General features: G+C 67.9%; 11 protein-coding genes. 5 read left to right on the forward strand and 6 right to left on the reverse strand.

What is annotated here, in order from left to right; all coding sequences use genetic code 11:
• Positions 1-9 precede the first annotated feature (9 nt).
• Positions 10-660, reverse strand: coding sequence for a pyridoxamine 5'-phosphate oxidase family protein (locus P3L18_RS07525; protein ID WP_079928338.1), 651 nt, complete (start codon positions 658-660; stop codon positions 10-12).
• A 128-nt stretch (positions 661-788) separates the two neighbouring features.
• Between P3L18_RS07525 and P3L18_RS07530 the strand changes: the two genes are divergently transcribed.
• Positions 789-1,343: a DinB family protein gene (locus P3L18_RS07530; protein WP_006369057.1), complete on the forward strand. Its 555-nt coding sequence runs from the start codon at positions 789-791 to the stop codon at positions 1,341-1,343.
• A 219-nt stretch (positions 1,344-1,562) separates the two neighbouring features.
• A complete protein-coding gene (locus P3L18_RS07535) occupies positions 1,563-3,194 on the forward strand; it encodes a DUF6777 domain-containing protein (RefSeq protein WP_006369056.1) in 1,632 nt (543 codons plus the stop codon).
• Between the two features lie 301 nt (positions 3,195-3,495).
• Here the strand turns inward: P3L18_RS07535 and nagA are convergent, their stop codons facing one another.
• The 4 genes from nagA to P3L18_RS07555 all read right to left on the reverse strand — a co-directional run bounded on the left by nagA (position 3,496) and on the right by P3L18_RS07555 (position 8,159).
• Entirely contained in the window at positions 3,496-4,698 is a 1,203-nt protein-coding gene (gene nagA, locus P3L18_RS07540; RefSeq protein WP_276113752.1) for an N-acetylglucosamine-6-phosphate deacetylase, read from the reverse strand.
• 11 nt (positions 4,699-4,709) lie between these two features.
• The gene (locus tag P3L18_RS07545) at positions 4,710-5,732 is read right to left on the reverse strand and encodes an SIS domain-containing protein (RefSeq protein ID WP_276113847.1); all 1,023 of its coding nucleotides are present in this window, start codon (positions 5,730-5,732) and stop codon (positions 4,710-4,712) included.
• Positions 5,733-5,811: 79 nt separating this feature from the next.
• Positions 5,812-6,732 (reverse strand): BadF/BadG/BcrA/BcrD ATPase family protein, encoded by a 921-nt coding sequence (locus tag P3L18_RS07550; RefSeq protein ID WP_276113753.1) that lies wholly within the window; start codon positions 6,730-6,732, stop codon positions 5,812-5,814.
• Positions 6,729-8,159: a sugar porter family MFS transporter gene (locus tag P3L18_RS07555; RefSeq protein ID WP_079928343.1), complete on the reverse strand. Its 1,431-nt coding sequence runs from the start codon at positions 8,157-8,159 to the stop codon at positions 6,729-6,731. The genes P3L18_RS07550 and P3L18_RS07555 overlap by 4 nt, the downstream gene beginning before the upstream one ends.
• Positions 8,160-8,241: 82 nt before the next feature.
• On the opposite strand from P3L18_RS07555, the gene P3L18_RS07560 reads away from it, so the two are divergent.
• Complete coding sequence (locus tag P3L18_RS07560) at positions 8,242-8,988, forward strand: UTRA domain-containing protein (RefSeq protein ID WP_006369051.1); 747 nt, start codon at positions 8,242-8,244, stop codon at positions 8,986-8,988.
• Positions 8,989-9,008: 20 nt separating this feature from the next.
• On the opposite strand, the gene P3L18_RS07565 is transcribed toward P3L18_RS07560, so the two are convergent.
• The gene (locus P3L18_RS07565; RefSeq protein ID WP_276113754.1) at positions 9,009-10,523 is read right to left on the reverse strand and encodes an NAD(P)/FAD-dependent oxidoreductase; all 1,515 of its coding nucleotides are present in this window, start codon (positions 10,521-10,523) and stop codon (positions 9,009-9,011) included.
• 148 nt (positions 10,524-10,671) lie between these two features.
• Between P3L18_RS07565 and P3L18_RS07570 the strand changes: the two genes are divergently transcribed.
• On the forward strand, positions 10,672-11,892 hold the full coding sequence (locus P3L18_RS07570; RefSeq protein WP_276113755.1) for a helix-turn-helix domain-containing protein: 1,221 nt from the start codon (positions 10,672-10,674) through the stop codon (positions 11,890-11,892).
• A gap of 226 nt (positions 11,893-12,118) precedes the next feature.
• Positions 12,119-12,886 carry a M15 family metallopeptidase gene (locus tag P3L18_RS07575; protein WP_276113756.1) on the forward strand — a complete coding sequence of 256 codons (768 nt, stop codon included), beginning with the start codon at positions 12,119-12,121 and terminating at the stop codon, positions 12,884-12,886.
• Positions 12,887-12,898 lie beyond the last annotated feature (12 nt).

Below are 12,898 nucleotides of genomic sequence, written 5' to 3' on the forward strand. Positions count from 1 at the left end.
CATCACAGGTCACCGTCGTCGTCGGCCTCCGCTCGCCAGGCGCCGCACCGACTCGGGGATCTCGGTGCCCGTTGCGGGAATCGGGTCGTCGTAGACGGTGCGGACGGGCACGACGCCGGTCCAGTTGTCGGTGTCGACACCGGGACCTCCACTGCGGGCCTTGGCGATCCACTGACCGTCGACGATCGGCATCCGCAGGGCGACCGTCGCGGCACGCTCCTTGCCGGTGATCGACGGCGTCTCGGCGACGCGGCCCGGGATCAGCTTGTCCGACAAGGCTTCCAGTGCGGCCTGGTCGTCGTCGGCGCGTTCGGGGATACCTCGCACCACCGCGGACCGATAGTTCGCGGAATGGTCGAAGAGACTGTCGGCCACCACGATTGCGTCGAGGACGAACACAGTGAACGTCGACGGCGCACCCTCGGCCACATGACGCAGTGCGCCTGCCGCGATCGATCCGTGCATGAGGATGCCGTCACCGTCGCGGGAGAAGAGCAACGGCACCGACCACGGCCACCCGTCGACGACGGTCGAGAGGGTTCCGACGAGGACCGAATCGAGGACGTCGTCGAGCAACGCGCGGTCGCCACCGCGAGTCGGCTTGCGGCGCAGAGCAGACAGTTCGGCGGGTTCATCGGAGTACGAGGAGGACTCGGGCATGAGGGCATGGTGCGCGTCGCGCGGCCTCCCGGCAACAGATTTCCCTTCCCGAGAAAATGCGGACCGGATCTGTCCGCATTGGTTCGTAGCTTCGGTGGTGACCGCGAACCACTCCGAAAGGCACCATCATGGCCGGCACCTACACCTCCGTCACCCTCTCCGTCGATGTCACCGGCGAGAAGGCCGACGTCTTGACCCTGTTGGAGGATCAGCGCGCGATGTTCCTGGTGACCTTGCGCGATCTCGACGACGAGCAGGCCCGCCGCCGCAGCACCGTGAGCGAACTGACCCTCGGCGGTCTCCTCAAGCACCTGACGATGGTGCAGCGCGAGCACACGCAGACCATCCTCGACCGCGACCCGAACGCCGAGATCCACATGGACAATCTCGAGCACGGATACGAGCTCACCGACGGCGAGACGTTCGAGGAGTGGCTCGCCGCCTACCGGGATGCCGCGCTCGCCTACGACGCGGTGATCGCCGAGGTCGGTTCACTCGACGAACTGATCCCGCAGGCGACCGCACCATGGCAGCCCGAGCGAGAGTGGTGGACGGTACGCAAGATGGCCCTGCACATGTTGCGCGAGACCGCCCATCACAGTGGCCACGCCGACATCATCCGCGAGGCGCTCGACGGCCGGACGACGATGGCCGCGCTCTTCGATTTCGGCGATCCGGCCTGAGGTCGGCGCGGCATCGGTCGGTGTTCATCGCGACGAATCGGACGCCTGTTACGTCGGTGTAGTCCGTTCGGGTGGATTTCCCGATCAGCCGACCGAATCCGCCCGAACGCGGTTGCCCCTGCTCAGAGCCGCTCACAATACTTGTGGCTCGGGGAACACACCACCACCGATCCGTGCGGCGATCGCGCCGGGCACGGGCGTTCGTAGGAGACCGAGCAGATGTCGTACTACCCACCGGGGCCACCCACGTATCCGTCGATGCCGTTCGGCGCCGTGCCGCCCGAACCGCAACCGCGTAATCGCCGCAATCTCACCTTGATCCTCGCAGCGATCGTTGCGGTGCTCGCGCTCGTGTTCGCCTCGGTCGTGGTGATCGTGCTCAAGAACAAGAAGGGCGAGTTCCACATCCCCTTCCTGTCGCTGACGTCCGCGGACGCACCGGGTGATGCGCCGTTCATGGCGCAGCCGAATCTGACCAACAAGCCACTCGACAACGGTCTGCGCCTGAGCGCGCAGACCGGCGCGCCGGATCAGGGCACGCGACTGGTCAGCGGCACCACGCCGGGCCTGTACGTCGGTGGGTCTACCACCTGCGACCCGGCCGGTCTGGGTAATTTCCTCGCGCAACACCCCTCCCAGGCGGCGGCGTGGGCGAGTGTCTACGGGATCAGCACGCAGGCCATCCCCTACTACCTCGACACCCTGACGCCGGTGATCCTCTCGGCCGACACCTGGGTGACCAACTACAGCTACACCGGCGGTTCGGCGGTGCCGTTCCAGGATGTGCTGCAGGCCGGCACCTCGGTTCTCGTCGACAGCGCCGGCGTTCCCCGGGTCCGCTGCCAGTGCGGTAATCCGCTCGGGCCGGCCGCCTCGGCCCCCATCGGCGGATACCGAATCCGCGGAACCCATTGGCAGGGTTATCAGGTCAACTACATCACCCGCGTTGCCTACAACACCCAGAACGTCACCGTCGTCAACAACACCACGACCGTGATCAATCAGGCTCCGGCCCAGGCGAACACGCCGGCCGCCGGTGCTGCCGCGCTGCTGACGCTACTCAATCCCGATACCCGTCAGCTCTTCGATCGCACGGTCGGCGGCTTGCTGGATCTGTCGGGTCAGCCGCCGCTGACCGAGGCGCTGCCGACGCCGGCATCACTCAACGTGCCGTTGGCCGCGCGCAGCGACGAGGCCGCGGCACAGAACGGGCTCGCCCGGGCAGGCGAGACGGCCGCCGCGCCGGAGGTCACGCAGATGGCCGAATCCAACGGCAACACCCCGCCGACCGAGGGCCAGACCACCGAAGCCGCGTCGGGCACCGAATCGGGAACCGACACCTCGGCCGCGGGCCCGACCTCGAGCGAGGAGACCTCGGCGGCGAGCAGCACCACGACCTCATCCGACACCAGTTCGAGCGCGAGCAGCTCGTCGTCGGCGGCACCGTCGCCCACCGTTTTCAGCGGTAGCGGTGATTCCATCGGCAGCTTCAGCTTCACCGAGAACAATCAATCGGTGACGTGCCAGGCGCCGTCGCAGGAGACCACCGGCTCGGTGTCGCTCACCTGTAATGACGGGCTGTCGCGGTCGGTCTATCAGAGTTCGCTGTCGCAGTCGTCGGTCACCTCGGCCACCGACTCGACCGGAATCTGGCGATTGTCCTTGGGTAGTACTTCGGTGCCGATCACCTCGGCCACGTGGCAGACCCTGATCGCGACCACCACCGAAACCACGACGGTGGAAACCCCGACGGCGACGGAGACCACGGAGGTTCCGACGACGACCGAGGAAACCACCACGGAGACAACAGAAGAAACCACCGAGACACCGACGACAACCCCGGCGGGCTGACCCCCGTGCGCCGGGCCTCGAGACCACTCGCACCGAAACCAGCACCACCGCAGCCGGTCTCGAGGCTCGTCGCTAACGCTCCTCACACCTCGACCACCGATCTGGGAAACCCTCCGACCGACGGCGACCATCCCCCGATGGTCGAGGTGCACGGCGCCCAAGGCGCCGGGCCTCGAGACCACTCGCACCAACCATCATCACCGAGCCACCGGGGACCGAAACCAGCACCGCCGCAGCCGGTCTCGAGGCTCGTCGCTAACGCTCCTCACACCTCGACCACCGATCTGGGGAACCCTACCGCTCAGCGGCACTCGACCACCGATCCGGGGGCTCCATCACCGGTCTGTACCGTCGACCCGGGGCGCCCTCCGACGACGACCTCCACCAGCTGGGCATCGGCGTCGATCACGAGGTGATCGGCGACGTATCCGGGAAGTAGATCCCCGACGCCGTCGAGGCCGATCGCGCGGGCCGTTGTGCGCGAACACATCTCGACGGCGGCGATCAACGCCTCGCGGGTGATGGGGCCGCCGTCGGACAGGCCTTGCGCGGCGCGGCGGAACAGCAGGTCCATGGTGGCGGTGCTGCCGGCGATCGCCCCGGTCTCCCGGACCCGGGCGACACCGTCGGTGACGTCGACGTCGAGCACCCCGAGACGATACGAGCCGTCCGACATTCCCGCCGCCGACATGGCGTCGGTGACCAGCGCGATCCGCCGCGGACCGGCGACCCGTTCGACGTAGGACGCGAGGTCGCGGTGCACATGCACTCCGTCACCGACGAGCTCGACGGTGACGCGGTCGTCGCCCAGGAGCGCGAGTACCGGGCCGGGTTCGCGGTGACGCAGCGGCCGCATGGCATTGAACAGGTGGGTGCCCACCCGTGCGCCGGCGCCGACTGCGGCGCGGGTCTGCTCGTAGGTCGCCTCGGTATGTCCCACCGCAGCAACGACTCCCGCGTCGGCAATACGGCGAATGGCATCGAGACCGCCGACGAGTTCGGGGGCGATGGTGACCATGCGGACGGCGCCGCCCCCGGCGCGTAACAGCGCGGAGATCTCCTCCGGGTCCGGATCGCGCAGCGTGGTGGGATCGTGCGCACCGCACCGTGCGTGCGAGAGCCACGGCCCTTCCAGGTGGATGCCGGCGATCACTCCCGCCTCGACCTGCTCGCGCAGCGCGGCGACCTGATCGAGCAGCGCCGACGGCGACGCGCTCACCAGACTGGCGAGAGTGGTTGTGGTGCCGTGTGTTCGGTGAAAAGCCGCCGCCGCAACGATCTCCTCGGCGACACCGTCGGTGTAGCCGGTGCCACCACCGCCGTGCACGTGCATGTCGATGAAGCCGGGAACGATGGTGGCGTCCGGGAATTCGCGGTCGGGCAGGGTCGGCGGCGCCCCCTCCCCGACGGCGACGATCCGGCCGTCATACATGGTGAACCAGCCGGGCTCCAGCGCGCGCCCGCCGCTGATGATGCGACCGGCGGCGACAGTGATGACAGTCATCGGCGGTCTCCCTACAGCGTCTCGGTGACCTTGCGCAGACCGCGAGGGGTGTCCGGATCGCCGCCGCGGGCGACCGCGAGGTGCAGGGCGAGCTGCTGGAAGGGGATGATCTCGAGCAACGGCGACAACGCATCCGGCGCTCCCGTCGGCAACACGAAGCCACCGGTCAGCCCGGACACATACTCGGCGGCCCCGACCCCGAACACGTCGGCGTCGCGTTCGGCGAGCCGCTCCAGCACCGGCTGCATTGCCGCGCCGCCGGCACCCTCGGGAACCACCGCGAGCACCGGCACCTGCGGGTCGACGGTGGCCAACGGCCCGTGCAACAGGTCGGCGCCGGAGAACGCCTGCGCCGACAAGTAGGAAGTCTCCATCAATTTCAACGCCGCTTCGCGAGCCGTCGGATACGAGTAACCGCGGCCGGTCGTCACGAGCCGCTGCGCAAACCGATACCGCTGCGCCACCTCGCGCACCCGATCCTCCCCGTCGAGGACCCGGTCCCCCAGATCGGGTAGCGCCGACGCAGCAGCAGCACCGTCACGGCCGAGGATCGACTCCGAGAGCAGATACAGCGCAAGCAGTTCCGCAGTGTAGGACTTGGTGGCGGCCACCGACCGTTCGGCTCCGGCATGGACCTGCAGGTCGAACTCCGCGGCGTCGGCCAGCGGTGACGCCGCGGCGTTGGTGATCGCCACCGTGAGCGCTCCCCGCTCCCGGGCCACCTGCACCGACTGCACCAGATCGGGCGACCCGCCGGACTGGCTGACCGCGATGTAGAGCACGTCGCGCAGGTCCGGGCGGGCGCCGTACACCGTCATCGTCGACGGTGAGACCAGTCCGGCGGGCAGTCCGTGGCGGATCTCGATCAGATACTTGCCGTAGAGCGCGGCATGGTCGCTGGTGCCGCGTGCAACGAACTGCACGAATCGTGGTCGACGCGCGGCGATCCGAGCAGCAACATCTCGAATCTCGGCATGCCCGTCGCGCAACAGATTTCGCCAGACGTCGGGTTGTTCGGCGATCTCGGCGGCCATCAGGTGTCCGGGTCGGTCGGTGAGGACGGTGTTCATGGGTCTCCTTCGAGAAGTCTCGGCCGGTGGGCCGGTCAGTGGGTCAGTGGGCGTCGACGAGGGATGCGGCCAGGCGCACCGCACCGTGGACCGGATCGACCTCGAGGACGCGGATGTCGGTGATGCCCATCGGTGCGACGAGTTCGCGAATCCGGTTCTGTAACAAGGGCTGATGGACCACCTGACCGCCGGCGAGGACCACCGGTCCGGTCGATCCGAGCATCTGGGCGACCGTGCCGACGAGTTCGGCCAGTGCGTAGGCCGCGGCCTCCACGATCTCCAGGGCACGCTCGTCGGCGACCGCGGCGCGCTCGAACACGACATGGGAACGGCGCGCCCAATATTGGCGATCGGCACGTGTGTAGAACAGGTCATGCAGGTCGAGTACCTCGCCGACCCCGCACTCCTCCGCCAGGCGCAGCGACAGCGGTGCCGGGGCCAGCCCCTGATCGTTGTCGTGCAAGGCACGCCGAACCACCTCGCGCGCAACCCAATAGCCGCTGCCCTCGTCGCCGAGCAGGTGTCCCCACCCGCCGGCCCGACGTGAACACCCGTCACGCCGGCCCCAGGCGACCGCACCGGTGCCGGAGATCACCGCGATGCCCTCATCGAGGCCCGCGGCGGCGAGGATCAGGTGGGTGTCATGGACGACCCCGACCCGTGCTCCCGGAACACGCTGGGCCAGAAGGTTTTCCAGACGTTCGACACTCGCCGGGGTGTCGACACCGGCCGATCCGGCCAGCACCGTGTGCACACCGTCGGGACCACCGAGCTTCTCGATCGCGGCGTCGAGTTGACGTCCGGCCTCCTCCACCCCCATGGAGGAGACATTGGCGCTGCCGACGATGGTCTCGGCGACGACGGTGCCGTTCTCGGCGCGTACCGCGTGGGTCTTCGATCCGCCGATGTCGAAGGCGAGGGTGGCGCTGGGGTTCGCGCCTGATGGGTCGGTGACGATACTCATCGGACAACCTTGGTCTGTCGGGGCGACGCGTCGGCGATCGCTTCGGGCCACCGGCCACCGCTGCGCCAATAGTGTTGGATGTCTTCGAGCTTACGGCCCTTGGTCTCGGGCGCCAGGAAGAAGACGAACACCAGTCCGACCAGCGCGAATCCGCCGAAGACCGCGAAGGTGCCCGCGCCGCCGATGACGTTGATGAGCGAGAGCGTGAACGCGGCGACGATCGCATTGGCCACCAGATCCGAGGTCAGCATGAGCGACGATCCGTTGGCGCGCAGCCGCGCCGGGAACGCCTCGCCGGCGTACACCCAGACCAGCGCGCCGAAGCCGAAGGAGAATCCCATGGTGAACAGGACCAGGCCCGCGAATCCCAGCACGTGCGCGGTGGTACCGGCGCCGTGCAGTGGACCGTAGGTGATGATCAGCACGACCGTCGCGATCACCATGGCGCCGATCCCGCCCAGCAGGATCGGGCGTCGGCCCAACCGGTCGACGGTGAACAGCGAGATCAGCACCGCGGCCAGACCGGCGATCTGCACGAAGGCCGGCAGCATCAAGGTGCCGAAGTCACCGGTGAAGCCCATGTCCTCGAACAGCTTCGGGCTGTAGTAGACGACGGCGTTGATGCCGGTGATCTGGATGAGGAAGCCCAGTCCGACGACGAAGACGGTCGCGCGAATCCAGGGTCGGCGGAACATCTCGCCGAGCGAGCCGCCGGATTCCTCGGTGAGCGCCTGCCGCATCTCGGCGATCTCGGCGTCGATGTCGGCGTCGGGTTCGATGTTGCGCAACGTCGCCCGGGCCTCGTCGAACCGTCCCTTGGAGACGTACCAGCGCGGCGTGTCGGGCATGACGGCGACCAGGGCGGTCACCGCGAGCGCCGGGATCGCGGCGATGCCGAGCATCCAGCGCCAGGCGCCGTGGCCGGCGAGGAAGTACCCGACCACGTAGCCGCCGATGATGCCGACGATGGTCGCGACCTGATAGGCCACCAGCATCGCTCCGCGCGAGCGTGGTGGGGCGGATTCGGCGACGAAGACCGGTACCACCACGATCGACACACCGACGGTCACGCCGAGGAGCAGCCGCGCCACGAGAAGGACGTCGTGGGTCGGCGACAGCGCGCTGAACAGCGCGAACAGGCAGTAGGTGGCCGCGACAAGGAGCATCGAACGCTTACGGCCGAGGCGGTTGGCCAGCCAGCCGGCCCCGATGGCGCCCACGATCTCGCCGATCACGACCGCAGTCGCGAGTGCCTGCTTGCCGGCATCGCCGAGGCCGAAGTCGGCGCCGATGAACTTCAGGGCCGCGCCGATGTTGCTGCTGTCGTAGCCGTAGATCACGCCGATGCTGGCGGCGGCGATACCCACCATCAGTCCGGACGTGCGTCTTGTCCCGACCGGTGGTCGGGTTGCCGGGTAGGTCGTCATCGGGGTACCTCCGCGAGGTCTGGATTGGTGTATACCAATGTGTTGGCGGTCTCAGATTGGCATATACCAATCTGGTTCGTCAATGGGTACGCTCGCATTCATGCCGACGCCTCCTGCGACAACACGCAACCGCGGACCGCGGTACTTCCAGGTCAAGGTTGCGCTCCAACAGCGCATCGGCGACCTGGAACCGGGAATGTCGTTACCTCCCGAGCGCAAGCTCGCCACCGAACTCGGTACCTCGCGTACAACCCTGCGCCGGGCGTTGGCCGAACTCACCGCCGAGGGCGTGCTCAGCAGTACTCAGGGCAGCGGAAACTTCGTCACGCCACCGAAGTTGGTGCACGTGCGGCAGCTGACGTCATTCAGCGACGACCTCGGCGCGCAGGGCCGCACCGTGGATTCGGAGATCCTCGACGCCGGCCACGCGCCGGCCGACACCGACCTCGCCGTGCGTCTGGAGGTCCCGACGGGCACCCCCGTCCATCGGCTCACCCGTCTGCGCATCGTCAACGACGAGCCACTGGCGCTCGAAACCGCGCACATCCCAGGCGAATTCGACGATTTCGCGGACGCCGTCGCCGCGAGCGGCTCGCTGTATGCGACGCTACGGGCCCGCGGGATCGTCATCTGCGACGTCGAGGACAGCGTGCAGACCGCACTCGCCGTCCCCGATCAGGCGGCGTACCTGCGGGTCGCCACCGGGACCCCGCTGCTCCAGATCGAGCGCACTTCACGCGACGCGGACGGGACCTGCGTCGAGTGGACCCGCTCCTACTACCGAGGCGACCGCGTGCGGTTCGTCGCACGCGGTCGCCTCGGAGGGTGATGGGGGGTGATGAACGCCGATCAGGCGCTCGCCGACTCCAATTGCGCATCGGCGCCGGACTGCGCCGGCAGTGTCCGCGTGAATTCCAGGTTCGGGTCGGCGACATCGGAGTCGAAGGACTTACGGTCCCGGTAGTAGCTCATCGACATCGTCCACGGTTCTGCCACACCCTGTTTCGGCAGATTCTCGAGCGACCGCTGCACGTAGCCGGCCCCGAAATCGAGCAACGGGCGGGTCGGCATGCCGGGGTCGGCGATCGGGCGCACCGCCGGATACCCGCGGGCATCCATGTATGCGAGCAGTCGGCAGAAGTGCTCGCACAGCAGGCCCACCTTGAGGGTCCACGACGAGTTGGTGTAGCCAATGGCGAGCGCGAAATTCGGTACGCCACTGAGCATGAAGCCGCGGTAGGCGACGGTGTCGGGCATCGAGACGGGCTCACCGTCGATGCTCAGCGCGACGCCGCCGAACAGCTGCAGATTCAATCCGGTGGCGGTGACGATGACGTCGGCCTCGAGTTCCTCACCGCTTTCGAGCAGGATCCCGTTCTCGGTGAAGGTTGCGATGCGGTCGGTGACCACCGATGCCTTGCCCTGCCGAATGGTGCGGAACAGGTCGCCGTCGGGCACCGCGCACAACCGCTGATCCCACGGGTTGTAGGGCGGGTTGAAGTGCTTGTCGACGTCAAAGCCCTCGGGCAGCAGCTTCTTGTTGATCGCACGGATCACCTTGCGCGACGCCTTCGGGAAACGCTGGCAGGCTTCGTAGAGAACACGTTGCTGCGCAATGTTCTTCGCGCGTGCGAGCGCGTAGCCGCGCTTGTCTCCGAGGATGGCGCGGCCGATGTTGGCGACCGGATCGTGCTTGGGCAGCGGGACGATGTAGGTCGGGGTGCGCTGCAGCATGGTGATGTGGCCTGCGGTCTTGGCCATCGCGGGCAGCAGTGTCACCGCCGTGGCGCCGGAGCCGATCACCACCACCTTCTTGCCCGAGTAGTCGAGGTCGGCGGGCCAGTGCTGCGGATGGATGATCTGCCCGCGGAAGCGCTCGCGCCCCTCGAACTGCGGGGTGAAGCCCTCGTCGTAGTTGTAGTAGCCGGCGCCGGAGAACAGCCAGTTGGCCTTCATCTGGAACCGCTCGCCGGTGTCGGTGCGCTCGATGTCGACCGTCCACAGGCATTCCTGCGACGACCACTGCGCCGCGTGCACCTTGTGCTGGTAGCGGATCTTGTCGCCGATGTTGTCCTCGTCGATCGCCTCGTAGAGGTAGTCGAGGATGCGCGGGGCGTCGGCGATGGACTGCTTGTCGGTCCACGGCTTGAACTCGAACCCGAAGGTGTGCAGATCCGAGTCCGAGCGAATGCCCGGGTACTTGAACAGATTCCACGTGCCGCCTGCCACGTCGCGGCCCTCGAGGATCACGAAGGACTTCTGCGGCACCATCGTCGTCAGATAGTGGGCGGCACCGATGCCGGAGATCCCGGCACCGACGATGAGCACGTCGACGGTCTCGACGGGGGTGGTGGTCTGGGGCACGATCTCTCCTCGGGGCTGGGCCTCGCCGGTGTCGGGGCGTGGCTGTGACGCTCACTCCAATATGACACTCAGCATTGTCACGATCCAGGATGCCTTCGTCCGGCCGATCACGCCAGCGACATTATGCCCATGATGAGCTCAGGCCACGGTGCACAATGTGCACATGGACATTGAGTGGCCGCAGGTGTCGGCACATACGAAGGAGCTGATCCGCGCCGGCGCGCAACTGATCCTCGATCCGCCGGAGCCGTGGGTCGAACAACTCCACGAGGCGTCGCTGTCCGGGGCCCGGATGCGTGCGGTCGCCGAGGACCCGGTGCTGGCGGCGGGCACGCGCCGCACGAACTGGGCCAACACCTCACGCTGGGCACTACACAACATCGAATCGCCCGGCGAGCGGGTACCCGCGCAACTGACTCCCGAGATCATGCTCGCCACCCACGACCTGGTGCGACGCGGGCTCGACGAAGCCTCGCTCGACGCGTTCCGCACCGCACAGAGCGTCGCGTGGCGCCTGTGGATGGACATCTGCTTCGGTCTCACCACCGACCCCGCCGAACTCCGTGAACTCCTCGACGTGACCTCGCTGTCGATCTCGACGTTCATCGACGACACGGTCACCGCGATGAGCGAGCAGATGCGCGCCGAACGCGAAGAACTCGCGCGCGGCACACATGCCCGTCGGCGCGAGGCCGTCACCCTCGTTCTCGAAGGCGCGCCGATCCCGTCGGCGCGCGCCGAGGCGCAACTCGGCTATCGCCTCGCCGGCCCACACATCTCGGTCGTGCTGTGGAGCGCGACGCCCGACGCCGCACCGGATCTCGAGGCTGCAGCCGACATCCTCGCCCGCTCCGCGGAGGCGACCACGCGACTGACGGTCACCGCCAGCGCCACCTCCTGGTGGCTGTGGCTCCCGGTCGACGGGCTCGGCGCACCCGACCTGTCGTCCCTGCCCGACGTCCGCGTCTCCGCCGGCCGACCCGGCACCGACGTCGACGGATTCCGATCCAGCCACTTCCAGGCGATGACCACCCAACGGCGCCATGCCCGGCTGGGTGCGACGCGCCAGATCGTCCACTATGACGACATCCGTTTGGTGTCGCTCTTGACCTCCGACACCGCGGCGGGCGACGACTTCGTCACCGACACCCTCGGCGATCTCGCCGATGCCGACCCCGATCTCATCGAGACGCTGCGCACCTGGATCAGGCTGCAGTGCAACACCTCTCGCACCGCCGAAGTGCTTTACACCCACCGCAACACCGTGATCCGCCGTCTCGACCGCGCCGACGCCCTGCTGCCCCGCCCGCTCGCCGACACCGTCGTCGACGTGGCCGCGGCCCTCGAGGTCCTGCGCTGGCGGGAGTGAAGGCGTCGGATGCGTTTCGGCGTCGGCGTGCGGCGGTCTCGAGACGCGACGTGCTCGCTGCGCTCGCTCGGCGCTCCTCGACCAGCGGAAGAAGATGGTCGAGGTGCGAGCCGCGTGCGGCGAGCCTCGAGACCCATTGCCCCACAGCTGGTTCCGGCTCACCACTCCGAACCACAACCATCACAAACTACCCAGCCCGAACCGCACCCGTGCTACAAACAGACCCATGACCCGTCTCCGGTGGGCGTCCACCGCCGCGCTCGCGGTGAGCGTCACCCTGCTCACCGCATGCACCGGACCCTCCACCCCGCAGCCGACTTCACCGTCGTCGACCTCCGCCACGTCATCAACGGCAATCCGCCCGGTGTCCTCGTCAGCGCCGATTCCGCCGGTGTCGGCAGCTGCTCGACAGGTGGGATTCGTCGATGTGCGATCGGTGGTGCCGTCGGCGATCGTCGATCTGCGTTACGCGACGCCGCACAACTTCGTCGGAATACAGCTCTACCCGACGGGCGCACGGTGTCTCGTCCACGAGTCCCTGGCCGACGGACTGCGCACCGCGGCGGCGGCGCTGCGCACATCCGGTGACACCCTGGTGTTCTGGGACTGCTACCGGCCGCACTCGGTGCAGCAGACCATGTTCGAGAAGGTGCCCGACCCGGCGTGGGTCGCCGCACCCGGGCCGTACTCACGCAGCCACGAGTCGGGGCGGTCGGTGGATGTCACACTGGCGACGCACCAGCCCGGGTGTCCGGTCGATCGACGTATCACCAACCAGTGTCTGGTCGACATGGGTACCGACTTCGACTCGTTCACCCCGCAGGCCACGGCCTTCGCGACGGAAGGGGTTCCGGTTGCCGCGCAACGCAACCGCGCGCGTCTGCGCGCGGCCATGTCGGCGGGCGGGCTGTCGGTCTACTCCGGTGAGTGGTGGCACTTCGACGGTGCCGGCGCCGACGTCGCGCGGCCGATCATCGATGTCCCGGTCACGTGAAGCACTGACCAG

It is taken from the genome of Gordonia sp. N1V (assembly GCF_029269935.1).
GTDB classification, from domain to species: Bacteria; Actinomycetota; Actinomycetes; order Mycobacteriales; family Mycobacteriaceae; genus Gordonia; species Gordonia polyisoprenivorans.

What these genes read in the sequence shown, in the direction of transcription:
- P3L18_RS07525 (WP_079928338.1), bottom strand. Translation starts at nt 660, where the DNA reads ATGCCCGAGTCCTCCTCGTACTCCGATGAACCCGCCGAACTGTCTGCT.
- P3L18_RS07530 (WP_006369057.1), top strand. Translation starts at nt 789, where the DNA reads ATGGCCGGCACCTACACCTCCGTCACCCTCTCCGTCGATGTCACCGGC.
- P3L18_RS07535 (WP_006369056.1), top strand. Translation starts at nt 1,563, where the DNA reads ATGTCGTACTACCCACCGGGGCCACCCACGTATCCGTCGATGCCGTTC.
- nagA (WP_276113752.1), bottom strand. Translation starts at nt 4,698, where the DNA reads ATGACTGTCATCACTGTCGCCGCCGGTCGCATCATCAGCGGCGGGCGC.
- P3L18_RS07545 (WP_276113847.1), bottom strand. Translation starts at nt 5,732, where the DNA reads ATGGCCGCCGAGATCGCCGAACAACCCGACGTCTGGCGAAATCTGTTG.
- P3L18_RS07550 (WP_276113753.1), bottom strand. Translation starts at nt 6,732, where the DNA reads ATGAGTATCGTCACCGACCCATCAGGCGCGAACCCCAGCGCCACCCTC.
- P3L18_RS07555 (WP_079928343.1), bottom strand. Translation starts at nt 8,159, where the DNA reads ATGACGACCTACCCGGCAACCCGACCACCGGTCGGGACAAGACGCACG.
- P3L18_RS07560 (WP_006369051.1), top strand. Translation starts at nt 8,242, where the DNA reads ATGGGTACGCTCGCATTCATGCCGACGCCTCCTGCGACAACACGCAAC.
- P3L18_RS07575 (WP_276113756.1), top strand. Translation starts at nt 12,119, where the DNA reads ATGACCCGTCTCCGGTGGGCGTCCACCGCCGCGCTCGCGGTGAGCGTC.